The sequence below is a fragment of the Allobacillus salarius genome, assembly GCF_007559425.1.
In the GTDB taxonomy this organism is placed as follows: domain Bacteria; phylum Bacillota; class Bacilli; order Bacillales; family Alkalibacillaceae; genus Allobacillus; species Allobacillus salarius.
In genome coordinates, this window is record NZ_VMHE01000017.1 from 1 (window position 1) to 14,508 (window position 14,508).

Below are 14,508 nucleotides of genomic sequence, written 5' to 3' on the forward strand. Positions count from 1 at the left end.
GTTTCGTTGTTTACTCTGAGGATACCCTACCTCTTTTTTTGTCTTCAAGAGTTTTACACAAACTATTGTACGTCATCGACAACTTTGCATGAAGCTTTAAATCACTTGCTATCCCCCTTTCAAAAATATCACCATATGATAAAACTATCGTTATATTTTCATCTTTATATTTAATATTATACTCTTCGGCTATATGCTTTCCATATATTAAATCAACAGGGTTCTTCTTAAATTTATCTGCTTCTGGGAAAAAATATGAGGCTGGGTTAAATATTATATCTATTTCATCACCAGTTATTTGGATTTCATTAATAGCTTTACTTTGGATCAATAATACATAGTACAGAATGTTCAATCGAATAGCTCTATCTCCTGTAAACGAAACGTCTTTTACAAATGCATACGACTTTTTATAAATAGTTGAAGTAAATTCAATCATGAAATTTTTCATTTTGATAACATCTAAAAAATTAAAATTTTCCTTTTGATCTTTTGGGATAAGAATCATTGAATTACCTTTTCTATAATAAGCACAATCAATATCTTGAAATTTTATATAATTTAATTCCATGTAATCCTCCTATCAATCATTAAATCACTTCACAAACAAAAACTAATGGATACTTATTTCCTTTTTCCCCTTCTATTATTTTCATAGTATTATAAAAGTGAGAGGAGGACAAACATGACAACAGGAATAAAAAGAGTGGCAATTTACGCTCGCGTAAGTACCGAAGAACAAGCAAAGGAAGGTTTCAGTATAGCCGCACAGCTTCAAACTCTCCGGCAATATGCTCAAATCTATAACTGGGAGGTAATAGATGAATACGTTGATGAGGGAATCAGCGGTAAATCAGTTAAAGGGCGACCAGAAATGAAAAGATTAATTAAAGATGTGGAAAAAGAAAAATTTGATGCTGTTCTAGTTTGGAAAATTTCTCGACTTTCACGAAATATGCTGGACACACTCATGATTCTAGATAAGTTTGAAAAATACAATGTGAAATTTATTTCCTACTCGGAGAACTTCGATACCAGTAGTCCTATCGGTCGTCTAGTACTTCAAATAATGGCTTCCATTGCTGAAATGGAACGTAATACTTTATCCGAAAATGTAAAACTAGGAATGAAACAACGTGCGTTAGAGGGTGAGTGGAACGGTGGAACTGTATTTGGCTATGACACAGTTGAGAAAAAACTTATTATTAACCAAAAGGAGGCCGAAATTGTAAAGTTAATTTTCGAAATGTATGCGGGCGGAAAAGGCTTAAAGGCTATTGCAAATTATCTAAATAAAGCTGGACATCGCACCAAAAAGGGCCGATATTTCTCCATAAATGGCATCGCAACTATTCTTGATAACGTTATCTATAATGGTAAAATTAGTTGGTTAAAAGTAGAGAATTGGGATACTAAACGTAGAAAAGGGAAAAATCCAAATCCCATCATTGTAGAAGGGAAACATGAAGCTATTATTTCAGATGAATTATGGAACGTTGTACAGGCGCGAAGGAAAAGTAAATCATTTAAGCAACGCCAATCAAACGAACCATTTTTAATAAGTCAGCTTTTACGTTGTCCTGATTGTGGTCAAGGAATGGTGCCATCAATAACAACTTATACACGAAAAGATGGGACGAAACGAAAACATCGTTATTATGTCTGTAGCGATTTTCATAATAAAGGATCTGCTGCTTGTAAAGCTAATTCCATTAAAGCATATGAAGCAGAAGATACAGTTATTAAAAGGATCCAACAATTTTGTTCTAATAAGAAAAAACTTTATAAGACACTAACAGAAATAAGTTCAACTTCTGCCCATGCGATAAAACGGCTTAATATAGAACTAGAAGAGATTGAAAAACAACTAAAGGAAATAGAACAATTACAAGCAAAGTATATGGAAGCCTTTGAGAAAAACACTCTCCCAATAGATATTCTGCAAGAAAGATTACAAAAGGTTTCCGATGATAAAAGGGGGTTCGAACAAAGAAAAAATGAGGTTATAATGCAATTAGGTTCTATCGACTCAAAAGTAATTCAACCAGATTTGATTGAAAAATTACTGAAGAAATTCCTATCTGTTTACAAGAAGACAACTAGGGAAAATCAAAAGCAATTGCTACTGTTGTTAATTGATAATATTACTATCAAACAAGATGACAAATCAAGAAGCATTAAAAATATAGAACTTGAATTTGATTTTACTGAAATGAACATTTCGAAAACCTTTACTCTAATCCACTTGTTATATCGAGAAACGGATAATGAACATACATTTTCAATACCCGCTTCCGATAAAGAATTACCTCCATATCTTCAACAATTTTTGCCTCTATTTATGGTACGGTTCCCCTCTACTAATCCTAAACCCCCGATAAACCTGCTCCAACAAAATCAGCCGCATCAACTGATGTGGAAATGTCATCTTCGAAAATGAGATTGCAAAGTTACTACGTTGCTGGACGGCTTCACTTATTCCCAAAGATCCACCAATCACAAAAGCAAGCTTACTTTTTCCATGCAGCGCAAGCTCGTCCATTTTCTTTGCGAGTTGTTCGGATGAAAGCATCTTTCCTTCAATTTCTAATGTAATGACATATGTATCTGGTGAGATTGCTTGTAGAATCCGCTCTCCCTCTTTATCTTTCACTTGTTTTTCTTCGGCTTCGCTTAGGTTTTCGGGTGCTTTTTCATCCGCAACTTCAATGATATCTACTTTGGCATAGCTACTCAGCCGCTTCAGGTATTCCTGAATTCCTTGCTTTAAATATTTTTCTTTTAACTTTCCAACAGAAATAATTGTTATTTTCATTTTTCATCACCTAATTCATTATTTTTAACATGTGTAAACTTAAGATTAAGAGTTCTCTAATCTTTTTTATTTTACAACTTGTTGATAATCCGAACAATCACCTGTTTTCCTACCGTTCCAAGCTTGTGGTTTATTCACATGTGGATTTGGGTATATGGCGACAGTTCAGTTATTCACACTTATTCACAACGATTTGTGGATACTCGTGCATTATGTTGTGGTTATCTGAATAAGTCTGTGGAATAGTTGAGTTATCCACAGGTTTATCAACATATTAACATATGTTCGTACGTTATTTAGTTAGTTTCGTAAAATTTTACTCAATATATGCACATCGGTTATTTTCTTATGCACACTTTGTGGATAAGTAGATTGATTTTGTGCATAAGCGTAAAAGCGGAACATTGCATGCTTTTTCACCGTTCGTTGTTTGTCTTTCTATGAAAAGAAGTCCCTGCAAGGATAGACTCCTCAACAGGGACTTCTGCTATTTCATTAAAACTCTTGTGCGGTTAGTGTTGCTTTTGTCGTTTGTTTTTCTCCATCGCGGTAGAATGTGATTTCGATTTGTTCGCCTGCTTCTGTCTCATTGTATAGATATTTTCGTAAGTCTAATGAGTTATTGATCGGTTCACCATCGAATTCGACGATGACGTCATATTGCTCGAGCCCTGCTTGTGCAGCTGGTGTTCCATTTTCCACTTGTGCGACGACGACACCTGCTTCAACATCTTTCGGTAAGTTCAATGTGTTCTGCCAGTGATATGTCGCAATATCGCTTAAGGAATATGGTGAAATTCCGAGGAAAGCACGTGTGACTGCTCCGTCTTCTTCGAGTTGTTCGATAATTGGTGTTGCATGATCAATTGGAATCGCAAATCCTAATCCTTCCACATTCGGGTTGGAGATTTTCATGGAGTTAATTCCTACCAATTGACCGTCTAAGTTGACGAGCGCACCACCAGAATTTCCTGGGTTAATGGCTGCGTCGGTTTGAATGGCTTCTGCTTGCCAGTCGACGACACCATTTTGGTCAAAATCAACCGGGATGAGTCGTTCTTTCCCACTAATGATTCCTTGGGTAACGGAGCCTGCAAATTGCAGACCGAGCGGGTTCCCGATCGCAATAACGGGCTCTCCAACCTGCAAGCTTTCAGAGCTTCCAAATTCGATGGCATTGGGCACTTTATCTGCTGGAACTCGTAATACGGCCAAGTCTGTATACATGTCACTTCCTAGCAGTTCCGCTTCAATTTGTTCCTCATTGTTCAAGACGATTTCTACATTACTGGCTCCTTGGATGACGTGGTGGTTCGTCACGACATAGGCATAGTCACCTTCTTTTTTGTAGATGACACCAGATCCTGTACCGCCTTGTGTCCGTTGATTGCCGAATATGTTTTGATTTTGAATATTGACGACACCAACGACTGTGTTTTGTACATTGCTAACGACTTCGGTTACTTGTGATGTTACATCGACGTTGACCATTTTGCCGCTACTGTTTTCGTTCGTACTGTTACTGCCTTCTGAATTTTGTTCTTCTGTTGTGTTTTCGGAGTCATCACCAGAGCTAGCCGCGTCATTCCCACCTGGACCAAATTCCGCTAGCAATAGCCAGGCGATCAATACACCGATAATAATTCCAATTGCGGCAGGCATCACTACACTTTTTTTGCGCCGCTTATTGTCTACATGCGAGTTATAATACCCCATCTGTCTTCACCTCTTCTACGATATAATCGATTGGTGTTGGCTTGGTCGGACTGGTATCTTTTAATAGTAAGTCGCCGCCAATCCGGTGACCATGACTTGTCAGTACTTCTTCTACACTCATCCGGGCCAAATCAACCATATTGTTATCTTGGCTCAAATGCCCTAAATAAATCCGCTTTGTACGATTTCCAATCACATCACACATGGCAATCGCTGCGTCTTCGTTCGACACGTGACCGAGATCGCTCAGTATCCGGCGCTTAACGTTCCACGGATACCTTCCCATTTGTAACATTCCCACATCGTGGTTCGCTTCAAACAAAAAAGCATCTGAATTTTCAATTGTCTTTTTCATGCGTTCTGATACGTAGCCTGTATCTGTAATCATCGCCACTTTGTTGTCTTCATGACGAAAGACGAAGAACATCGGATCTGCGGCATCGTGGGACACGCCATAGCTTTCGATATCAAGGTCACCGATTTGCCGGACGGAATGGATTGGAAAGTCGAACTTTTGATCAAGTGTAATTTTACCGATGGAGTTTTCCATCGCTTTCCACGTTTTTTCATTCGCATAAATCGGCAAATCGTATTTTCTTGCGGCAATACCGAGCCCTTTGATATGATCACTATGTTCATGGGTGACAAGAATTCCATCTATTTCTGTTGGGTCCACACCGACTTCTTCCAAGCTACTCGTCAATTTCTTTCCGCTTAAGCCAGCGTCAACTAATAACTTGGTTTGATCGGTTCCTATATAAAAAGCATTCCCCGTACTCCCGGACGCCAGTACACTAAAATGTAAACTCATTCTTCCTCATCACTCCGTATGTGTGTTTCTAGTTGTTGTTCTAATGTTGATTCGATCTCTTGCATATACATGTTTTCATCTGTTGGAATCGTTTGTCCTTCCATCGCATTCACAAAGGCATAACGCTCTCCATCATTGATTTCAATCATCCATGTCGGTGTAAAGACTTGTTCTTCTTGTTCTTCACCTTTAAGCGCTAAGAGGGAATGATAAGCGAGCTTCATGTCTGATATATGATCTTCTGGTCGTAACACTTCATTTGAGTTAAAAACGGATTCAATAGCGTTCATCGGGTCGACGACGGTCTGTGGATCCCCTTGTACTCTTACTTCATTCAACAACGTTTGGTAGTAAGAGACCGCTTCTTGTTCTTCGTTCAGCTTCACATATAGGACGCCCGCTTTATTGAACAAGACGGTTCGATCATTTTGCTTCTGAAAAAATAATAACACATTTTTCTCTTCATCATACTTCCAAAGCTCATAGATGTCGTCGTAAATGACATACTCGGATAACGTTTCCATGACGGTTGTTGATTCATCATCCAATCCAACTGGAACTGGCTTGATGAATTCACTGACGATTGTTTGATTATTGATGATCGCAATGTTTTGGTTCGCTAGCGACTCCTCAAGCGTTTCTTTATCGTCCTCTGACAATAGATAACGTTCTGCTGATACATAGGATGCTTTCATTCCGCTTTCCGGTAACTCACCGATTGTTATATCCTCGGCAGCCAGTCCGTCTTCAAAGGTTGTCTGTGATAATGTTTCCAAATTCGTTTCATCGATTTTCTCCAGCAACTGCTGAGCTAAGAAGAAATTTAAGATCAAGAAGGCGATGATGAACAACGTTTTGACAGAACCCCATTTCATTATTCATCACCCCTTGCGTGTAAATAGTTCTCAAAGAAGCTCATCGGTTCCCACGTACCGTTATATTTAATATGCCAACTCGGCTTTAAATACATCGCATTTGATGTATCACTAATCGTTTTCACTTCATATCCGATTCGCATATCTGTGATGGACTTCAAATGAAACTGATCTGAATATTGCTGGAAAAATTGATAAACAGATAGACCAGAACGGACGGATTCCATTTGTTCTTGACTTTGAAAATTCGTGCTTGTCCAGAATAGCGGCCGTTCAAACTGATAAATGCGGTTATCTCGCCATGTTTGTCGAATCATCGTATGCCCTTCTGTATCAAATAACGGTAAACCGTCATAATACATGCGGTAGGCAATTTTGTTGCTATGATCATTTACTGAATCCAAATAAAACGTATCGGTCCATCCCGAATGATCGTTCGTAAAGGCGATACTACGATTTATGAGATCATACCGTGTCATTTTTGGTGCGTTTGTTGAAAATGGATTTACAAATTCCATCGCTTTTTCGTTCTGTAGCACACGTTTAATCGTCAATGCTCGTGAACCATCTGTATAATAACTTTCTTCATTGGAGTTTCCATTCGGCACTTGTCTTCGTACCATTGTCGGGTTACTGAATAAATTATTGATCAAAGGTTGGATATCATAAATCTCTTCTGTCAATATCGTATAACCTGGTACATTCAGTCGTTCCACTGGTAGATAAAGTGTCGTTTCTTCATTAATGTCATAGGAGCCTAATGCGACATTATTCTCATGATTAATGAGTTGTTCGATTTCATTATACACAGACGTCGATTGAATCTCTGCATTTAAAGAGCCATCATATTCATCCGAAGCGAATGTTACGCGGACTGTTTCGTTATTATTTTGCGAAAGTTGGTAATAAACCTTATTGAACGTTTGATTCCATAGGTTTTCCGTTTCATTCACATTCAATAGCTGGACGATATACGCTAGCGGAATTTCTTCTGGAAATACCACTTCCATATTTCTTGACCAAATCGATACGTCATCACTTACAAACGGTTCGACCTCAGTAAATGGCCACTCTTTAATTGTTTTAAATAATTGCTCCATGCCTTGATAATCCGGCAGCTGGCTATGCTCGTGGAGATTATGAAAATAAATTTGTTTTGGATAAATTACGTCATCGATTTGTCTTGTCTCACCTTCTTGTAACCGCGTTTCATCTAAGTATGTTGGTTCACCAAGTTCTTCGTATGCCGGTTGATAATTCCATAAAGCCAGCGTCAGGAGCAAGCTTGATGCGACAAGTATGAATAAAATGACTGATTTAATATTTTCGATCATGATTGCCGCCCCCGTTTCTTTCTCATTAACGGCAAACTAAAATGAATAGTCGTTCCTTTTCCTTCGACACTTGATGCCCAAATTTGCCCATCATGTGCTTCCAGTAGTTCTCTGGAAATGGCCAGGCCGAGTCCAGTACCACCTAACTTTCTCGTTCTTGCTTTATCGACTCGGTAGAAACGTTCAAAAATTTGTTCCAAGTTTTCTTGAGGTATTCCCATACCTTGGTCAGAAATTTTTGTAATGACTTGGTTTTTCTCTTGCAGGACTTCGACTTTAATCGTCCCGCCTTCTGGTGAATATTTAATCGCATTGGAAATGATATTATCGATGACTTGTGTCAATTTATCAGTATCAATCCAAACTTCTAGTCGTTTGTTAGGCAGCACGCGTCTTATTTCCAATTCTTCTTTTAAGTTCAGTTCGAATCGGTCGACAATCGCACTTATGAACTCAATAAATTCCACGCGCTTTTTATGAACGTGGTAATCTTTATTGTCCATTTTCGATAATTGCAGCAAGTCGTTAACGAGACGAATCATTCGCTCGGTCTCATTTTGTGTGACATTGAGGAACTTAGGTGCAATTTCTTCATTTTTTAATGTAGACTCATCGCTTAACGCTTCAAGATAGCTCCGCATCGTCGTTAACGGTGTACGAAGTTCATGAGATACGTTTGCGACAAACTCGCGTCGTTCCCTTTCAATCTTCTCTTGTTCAGTTACATCACTTAAGACCGTTAAGAAACCATTCATTTCCCCATTTTCATCTTCAATGACGGAGAAGTTCGCTTTTAACAATAGATCTTGATCATTTTCAGAGAAATCGATGATCAGACTGTTTTCGTCTTTGATTTCAAAGAGATCGGAATAATGTTCATCCATTCCTAACACCGTCAATAAAGGCTTCCCGTGTAACTCGTTATAGTCTTTTCGCATTAATTTCATCGCGGGTTCGTTCAATAACGTAACGTCACCTTTTTTATCTGTCGCAATAACCCCGTCCGTCATGTTTCGTAGGACAGAGGAAAGCTTCTTTCGTTCGCCTTCAGTTGCAGCGTAAGAAAGCCTTAATTTATCATTCAAGTCGTTGAATGTAACAGCAAGCTGCCCGATTTCATCCGTTCCGTATACATTAACCTTTTGCGAAAAGTTACCGGTTGCCATTACTTGTGCCTGCCGTTTCATCTCAGAAATCGGTCTTGTAATGGTTTGTGCAACCAAAATCCCAAGCAAAGCAGATACTGTAATGGCTAGTATGGTTCCGTTGGCGAAGATTCGGTTAATGTCTTCCATTTGATCGTAAACGCCTTCAATCGAGGCTTGTAAATAGAGTGCACCGACGATCTCTTGATCCGTATTCGAATAGATCGGTTTTGATATGACCAACGTTCGGTGACCCGTTTCCTTGTTAAATAAAATATTCTCTTCACGGTTTCCTGCAGATAACGCACGTAAAATCCTCAGCTCCGTCGTCCGCTTCCCGACATTCGTTCGGTCGAATTGAGCTGTCGTTCCAAGTACCCGGCTATTATTGTCTACGACCCGAACTTCCGTAAAATCGTCAGAATCAAAGGAATCGAAGTCGTAGATAATGGCACGAATATCATTGGAAAGCGGCGTATCGTTCTCCGTCCGTTCCTCCGCAAAAGCTTGTTCAAGGTTAAATGTGAGAAGCTGCACACGGTCATTCACGGATTCCGTAAAGTTTTCAAGTAGCTGTGTTTCCAATTGACGGGCAAAATAAGCCCCGATAATCTGAATCGCAATTAAGATCAATAAAATATAAATTAAAATAAATTTTAGTCGAATTGATTTGAAGACTCCTAAAACTTTACTCATCCAATCTACTCCTGCTCAGGATTTCTCAAGTAATAACCTACTCCTCTCCTCGTTACAATCCAGTTAGGGTTACTTGGATTTTCTTCGATTTTCTCCCGTAAACGTCGTACGGTAACATCGACCGTTCGGACATCTCCAAAGTAATCATAGCCCCATACGGTCTCCAACAAGTGTTCACGTGTCATTACTTGTTCGATATGTTTTGCTAAATAGAGAAGCAATTCAAATTCACGGTGCGTCAAATCGACGGGTTCCCCGTTTCTCGTAACCGAGTAGTTTTCCCGGTTGATTTCAAGGCCACCAATTTTAATATTGGATAAGCCAGAGCTTGTACCATTATCTTCACTTGTCGAACGGCGCAAGTTCGCTTTCACTCGAGCGATTAATTCTCGGTTGCTGAAAGGCTTTGTGACGTAATCATCCGCTCCGAGCTCCAAGCCTAATACTTTGTCGATCTCGGAATCTTTTGCCGTCAGCATAATAATCGGCATCTGATAATCTTTACGAATTTCACGACAAACTTCCATGCCATCTTTCTCCGGAAGCATAATATCAAGAAGCACTAAGTCGGGCTCCTCTGTTCTGACGAGATCGATTGCTTCATTTCCGTCATAGGCGACGAACACATCATAACCTTCTTTGTCTAAGTTGAACTCAAGTATATCTGCAATTGGTTTTTCATCATCTACTACTAAAATTTTTGTTTTCATTTCTTTTCCACCATCCTCTTTCATTTCTTTCTCTGTTTAAGTCTGAGGTGCAGGTATTTTTTCATTCGCTATCTAGTTGTTTAATTAATATTTACTTGTTTACATTTTAACGTACATTGAATGAAAAGTCTTATTATAGAAGAGTTCTTCATAGAATTGACAGAATCCTCTTTACAATGCCGTTATCGTTACTTCTTCCTTCAATCATAGGAACTAACCGTGATTGGCAGATAGATATGAAAAAAGTAGTTCAATTAGCGTACAAAATGATACTTTGTACTCCTAAACTGAACTACTTTATCAGTTAAATTTTTATTAGCGCCCTACGTAACTAAGCGGATTGACAAGGGAACCATTGCGGTACACTTCAAAATGCAAATGTACGCCTGTTGATCTGCCCGTCGTTCCCATTTGACCAATGGACTGACCTTTTTTAACGGTTTGTCCAGGGCTAACGCTCATACTGCTCAAATGAGAATATGTTGTCTTAAATCCGTTGTTATGGTTAATGACAACGCGGTTTCCGTAAGCACCGTCCCAGCTCGCTTGTACAACTGTTCCGTTGTCTGCGGACTTAATCGTGCGGTTACCTACACCTGCAATGTCAATTCCTTTATGGTAGGAACCCCAACGTGGACCCATTTTACTTGTGATGCGGCCACCAACAGCTGGCCATCCAAGTTGACCGGAACCGCGGTTGGAAATTTGCTTCGTTCCTTTTAAGATAATTTTATCTTTCGGTTCTTTAACGACTTCTTCATCTACTTTTTCTTCGTTAATGACTTTGCCGTTTTTTGTTGTCACTTTATACGTGAGGACCTTCTTACCTTTTTCACCTTGTTGTTTAACTTTCTCATTTCCTTTGTAAATCTCTTTTGAGTTTTTCGTGACTGTTTCATAATCAATTGATTCTTCTTCTGTTTTCTCTTCTGTATAAACAACATCGATAAATTTCTTCTCTTGTTTTACTTTGACCGTTTCACCTGCTTGGATGATTTCGACGTCATCTAAGCCTGGATTCAAGTCGATTAACTCGTCCTTTGAAAGGTTATTCGATTTCGCAACTGTCTCGATGTCACTTTCGTTTTCAACTGGTTTTTCTTTTGCGATGGAAATTCCACGCTTAATCAATTTCGTTAATTGCTCAACCTCTAGCAACTTCGTCGGGTTGACACGTTCTTTTGTAACAACAACGTTTTCGGTAAAGCTGACATCAATTTGTGCTGAATCTTGTTCTACAGTAACAGTCTTCGGAAGAACGATTGTATCTTCTTCTTTGTTCGATTGTTCAATTTCTTCCTTCGTCATCTCTTCTAACATCGGCTTCGGTAAAATCAATTTGTTTTCTTTTTGATTAATAAAAGTAAACGAATTCGATTGTAAATCTTTCGGTAAAGATTCATTAATGACACCGTTCAATGCTTTGTTCGCCATTTCGATATCTTTCACGTAACCAATTGATTGGTCGTTGACTAACAATTCAACCGCTTCCGTTGAGAACGTCAGGTTTTCATCCAAGTTAGCCATCACTTTTTCGGATTCAACACCCGCATTAAATACAAGCTCACGAACATAGTTGATCTCTTCGCCCGTTACAAGCTCGATGTCATTGTGACGTGCTTGAGCTGCATTTTTTTGTTCTTCTATGTATTGATCGATTTCATCTGGCTCTTCGACAGAACCAATATGATTCTCTCCGTAATACACATGATAGATTTCATCCAAGCCTAAGCTTTCAGCATTTGTATTCGATGCAGCTAAAGCTACACCTGTTGTCGTACCAGCAACTGCTACTGTCATACCAACTGCAAGTTTACTCGTCTTCTTTATATTAATAATTTGATTTGATATATTACCTACAAATTCTCGTAAATTCTTGAATATATTCCCCAAAATCTACATCCTCCATATAATAAAAACCTTTTATTTTATCTATCTCTCTCTAGTTAGTTAGCAATCTATTTCTCACGATAACAAATCTACCATAAGTCCTACTTGGAAATAAACCCTTTTAATCGATTTGTAACGAACTTGTATCATTACTACAAAAATATGGTAATTAAGTCGTGAGCAATATTGAACCTATACGATAGATTGCTCCATTAATAAGATCGTTTGGATGGTACCTTTGAGGTGGTTCGTTCGTGAGGAAATGAAATCTCTACGACCGGGTGAGATGTTATGAAGTTTGATTGGGTATTGAGTTGTGTGCTCGATGACAGTTTGAGTGGATTTTGTGCTTATTTGTGTGTTGAGACACACGATCGATGACAATTTGACTGGATTAATCACTCATTTGTGTATTGAGACGCACGCTCGATGACAATTCGCATGGATTAATCGCTCATTTATGTATTGAGACACGCACTCGATGACAATTCGTATGGATTAATCGCTCATTTGTGTATTGAGACACACGCTCGATGACAATTCGCATGGATTAATCGCTCATTTGTGTATTGAGACACACGCTCGATGACAATTCGCATGGATTAATCGCTCATTTGTGTATTGAGACGTGGTCGAGTTACATAACAACAAACAAAAAAGTGACTTCAACGAATTGAAGTCACTTTTTGGGATGGCTTGGGACGGAATCGAACCGCCGACACAAGGATTTTCAGTCCTTTGCTCTACCGACTGAGCTACCAAGCCGTTATTCGTATTTAATGAATCGGACAGCGTTTATCTTAGCATATAATTTTATAAATTGGAAGAGTTTTTTCTGTTTAAAAACCAGTTTAGTTCAAATAATTATCATTACCGTTTACCGATTACATACAAATGAGTGCATTTATTTTAATGTATAAAAACCCAAACGATTAATCTTCAATTAAATCGTTTGGGTTATCCTCTTTTACTCAACTTTTATTAAATAATCGTCTCTCTAATAATCGTCTGATCCCGATCTGGACCGACAGAGAAAATAGCTACTTTCGTTTTCGTCAATTGCTCAATTCGCTCAAGGTAAGCTTGTGCGTTTTGTGGAAGTTCTTCGAAAGAAGTCACGTTCGTAATATCTTCCTTCCAACCTGGTAATTCTTCATAAACTGGTTGGCATTTATCAAGCTGACGTAAGTTTGCTGGGTAATAATTGATTCGTTCGCCTTCATAGTCGTAACCAACACAAATCTTCAATGTGTCGATACCTGTTAGGACGTCAAGACAGTTCAATGAAATTGCCGTCATACCACTTGTTCTACGTGAATGATTAACAACGACAGCATCAAACCAGCCGACTCTACGTGGTCGTCCTGTTGTTGTACCGTACTCACGACCGACTTCGCGAATTTGGTGAGCGATATCTCCGCTAAGTTCTGTTGGAAATGGACCGTCTCCTACACGTGTTGTATAGGCTTTTGAAACGCCGATGACGTTTTCAATCAAGTTTGGACCAATACCGCTACCTGTTGCAACACCTGCAGCTGAAGTGCTGGAAGAAGTGACAAACGGATACGTACCGTGATCGATGTCCAACATAACGCCTTGTGCACCTTCAAATAATATTTTATTCCCTTTCTCCACTTCTTCTTCTAAAATAATTGAAGTGTCTGTTACATAAGGGGCAAGTGTTTCGCCGTATGCTTTATATTCTTCATAAATCGCATCAATGTCTAATGGCTCTCCGCCAAAATGTTTCATCCAATGATTTTTTTCTTCAGCGATATCTTCTAATTTTTCTTTTAACGTTTCAGGATCGATTAATTCAGCCATACGGATTCCAATACGGTTTACTTTATCCGCATACGCAGGACCGATTCCTTTCTTCGTCGTTCCGATTTGTTTATCGGACCCTTTGCTTTCTTCTTGTAAGCGATCAAGTTCCATATGGTAAGGCAATATGACATGCGCTCGGTTACTAATTTTCAAATGTGAAAGGTCGGCACCGTGGCTTTTAACATAATCCATTTCTTTTAATAGTGATTTCGGATTAATCACCATGCCGTTTCCTAGAATACAAATCTTATCATCATTAAAAATCCCTGAAGGAATTAAGTGTAGTTTATATGTTTGGCCTTCAAATTGAATTGTATGACCAGCATTGTCGCCTCCTTGGAATCGAGCAACCACATCAGATTGCTGCGCAAGAAAGTCCGTAATTTTTCCTTTTCCTTCGTCTCCCCATTGAGTACCTACTACAACAGTCGTTGCCATATAGACAACCCCCTAAAGTTAAGATATTAAACAACCATTGATTATTCTAGCAGTATTTATTAATTAAAACAATGATAATACGAATATTATTATGTATTACTGTTTAAATGTACGCTTTTTGACACTTTTTTCGTAGGTTGTTAAGTCCACCCTTATAAAATGCAATATTTCCTGGGAAATAACGAAATTTGTCGAAGGAAATAATTATAATCAAACATGATTGGTGACTAAAATTATCTTAACCTATGAAA

The 14,508-nt window shown here is 38.6% G+C and carries 11 protein-coding genes and 1 tRNA gene; 1 reads left to right on the top strand and 11 read right to left on the bottom strand.

The window, feature by feature from the left end; genetic code table 11:
- Positions 1-10 precede the first annotated feature (10 nt).
- The gene (locus tag FPQ13_RS09320) at positions 11-571 is read right to left on the bottom strand and encodes a hypothetical protein (protein ID WP_144089073.1); all 561 of its coding nucleotides are present in this window, start codon (positions 569-571) and stop codon (positions 11-13) included.
- 114 nt (positions 572-685) lie between these two features.
- On the opposite strand from FPQ13_RS09320, the gene FPQ13_RS09325 reads away from it, so the two are divergent.
- A complete protein-coding gene (locus FPQ13_RS09325; protein WP_144089074.1) occupies positions 686-2,440 on the top strand; it encodes a recombinase family protein in 1,755 nt (584 codons plus the stop codon).
- Here FPQ13_RS09325 and rlmH read toward each other — a convergent pair.
- The 10 genes from rlmH to FPQ13_RS09375 all read right to left on the bottom strand — a co-directional run bounded on the left by rlmH (position 2,336) and on the right by FPQ13_RS09375 (position 14,257).
- Positions 2,336-2,815, bottom strand: a complete 480-nt coding sequence (rlmH, locus tag FPQ13_RS09330) for a 23S rRNA (pseudouridine(1915)-N(3))-methyltransferase RlmH (RefSeq protein WP_144089075.1) — start codon at positions 2,813-2,815, stop codon at positions 2,336-2,338. The two genes, FPQ13_RS09325 and rlmH, sit on opposite strands and share 105 nt — an antisense overlap.
- A gap of 495 nt (positions 2,816-3,310) precedes the next feature.
- A complete protein-coding gene (locus tag FPQ13_RS09335; protein ID WP_144089076.1) occupies positions 3,311-4,531 on the bottom strand; it encodes a S1C family serine protease in 1,221 nt (406 codons plus the stop codon).
- On the bottom strand, positions 4,518-5,342 hold the full coding sequence (locus FPQ13_RS09340) for an MBL fold metallo-hydrolase (protein WP_144089077.1): 825 nt from the start codon (positions 5,340-5,342) through the stop codon (positions 4,518-4,520). The genes FPQ13_RS09335 and FPQ13_RS09340 overlap by 14 nt, the downstream gene beginning before the upstream one ends.
- Positions 5,339-6,217, bottom strand: a complete 879-nt coding sequence (locus FPQ13_RS09345) for a two-component system regulatory protein YycI (protein WP_144089078.1) — start codon at positions 6,215-6,217, stop codon at positions 5,339-5,341. Before FPQ13_RS09345 ends, FPQ13_RS09340 begins: the two co-directional genes overlap by 4 nt.
- Positions 6,217-7,551 (bottom strand): YycH family regulatory protein, encoded by a 1,335-nt coding sequence (locus FPQ13_RS09350; protein ID WP_144089079.1) that lies wholly within the window; start codon positions 7,549-7,551, stop codon positions 6,217-6,219. The genes FPQ13_RS09345 and FPQ13_RS09350 overlap by 1 nt, the downstream gene beginning before the upstream one ends.
- The gene (gene walK, locus FPQ13_RS09355; RefSeq protein ID WP_144089080.1) at positions 7,548-9,392 is read right to left on the bottom strand and encodes a cell wall metabolism sensor histidine kinase WalK; all 1,845 of its coding nucleotides are present in this window, start codon (positions 9,390-9,392) and stop codon (positions 7,548-7,550) included. Before walK ends, FPQ13_RS09350 begins: the two co-directional genes overlap by 4 nt.
- Before the next feature lie 5 nt (positions 9,393-9,397).
- Positions 9,398-10,102, bottom strand: coding sequence for a response regulator YycF (gene yycF, locus FPQ13_RS09360; protein ID WP_144089081.1), 705 nt, complete (start codon positions 10,100-10,102; stop codon positions 9,398-9,400).
- Between the two features lie 315 nt (positions 10,103-10,417).
- Positions 10,418-11,995 carry a peptidoglycan DD-metalloendopeptidase family protein gene (locus FPQ13_RS09365; RefSeq protein WP_144089082.1) on the bottom strand — a complete coding sequence of 526 codons (1,578 nt, stop codon included), beginning with the start codon at positions 11,993-11,995 and terminating at the stop codon, positions 10,418-10,420.
- A gap of 689 nt (positions 11,996-12,684) precedes the next feature.
- Positions 12,685-12,757: transfer RNA gene (locus FPQ13_RS09370), tRNA-Phe, on the bottom strand.
- 216 nt (positions 12,758-12,973) lie between these two features.
- Complete coding sequence (locus tag FPQ13_RS09375; protein ID WP_144089083.1) at positions 12,974-14,257, bottom strand: adenylosuccinate synthase; 1,284 nt, start codon at positions 14,255-14,257, stop codon at positions 12,974-12,976.
- Between the last annotated feature and the right edge of the window lie 251 nt (positions 14,258-14,508).

Excerpts from the sequence above, each read along its gene's own strand:
- FPQ13_RS09320 (WP_144089073.1), bottom strand. The coding sequence starts at position 571 with ATGGAATTAAATTATATAAAATTTCAAGATATTGATTGTGCTTATTAT.
- FPQ13_RS09325 (WP_144089074.1), top strand. The coding sequence starts at position 686 with ATGACAACAGGAATAAAAAGAGTGGCAATTTACGCTCGCGTAAGTACC.
- rlmH (WP_144089075.1), bottom strand. The coding sequence starts at position 2,815 with ATGAAAATAACAATTATTTCTGTTGGAAAGTTAAAAGAAAAATATTTA.
- FPQ13_RS09335 (WP_144089076.1), bottom strand. The coding sequence starts at position 4,531 with ATGGGGTATTATAACTCGCATGTAGACAATAAGCGGCGCAAAAAAAGT.
- FPQ13_RS09340 (WP_144089077.1), bottom strand. The coding sequence starts at position 5,342 with ATGAGTTTACATTTTAGTGTACTGGCGTCCGGGAGTACGGGGAATGCT.
- FPQ13_RS09345 (WP_144089078.1), bottom strand. The coding sequence starts at position 6,217 with ATGAAATGGGGTTCTGTCAAAACGTTGTTCATCATCGCCTTCTTGATC.
- FPQ13_RS09350 (WP_144089079.1), bottom strand. The coding sequence starts at position 7,551 with ATGATCGAAAATATTAAATCAGTCATTTTATTCATACTTGTCGCATCA.
- walK (WP_144089080.1), bottom strand. The coding sequence starts at position 9,392 with ATGAGTAAAGTTTTAGGAGTCTTCAAATCAATTCGACTAAAATTTATT.
- yycF (WP_144089081.1), bottom strand. The coding sequence starts at position 10,102 with ATGAAAACAAAAATTTTAGTAGTAGATGATGAAAAACCAATTGCAGAT.
- FPQ13_RS09375 (WP_144089083.1), bottom strand. The coding sequence starts at position 14,257 with ATGGCAACGACTGTTGTAGTAGGTACTCAATGGGGAGACGAAGGAAAA.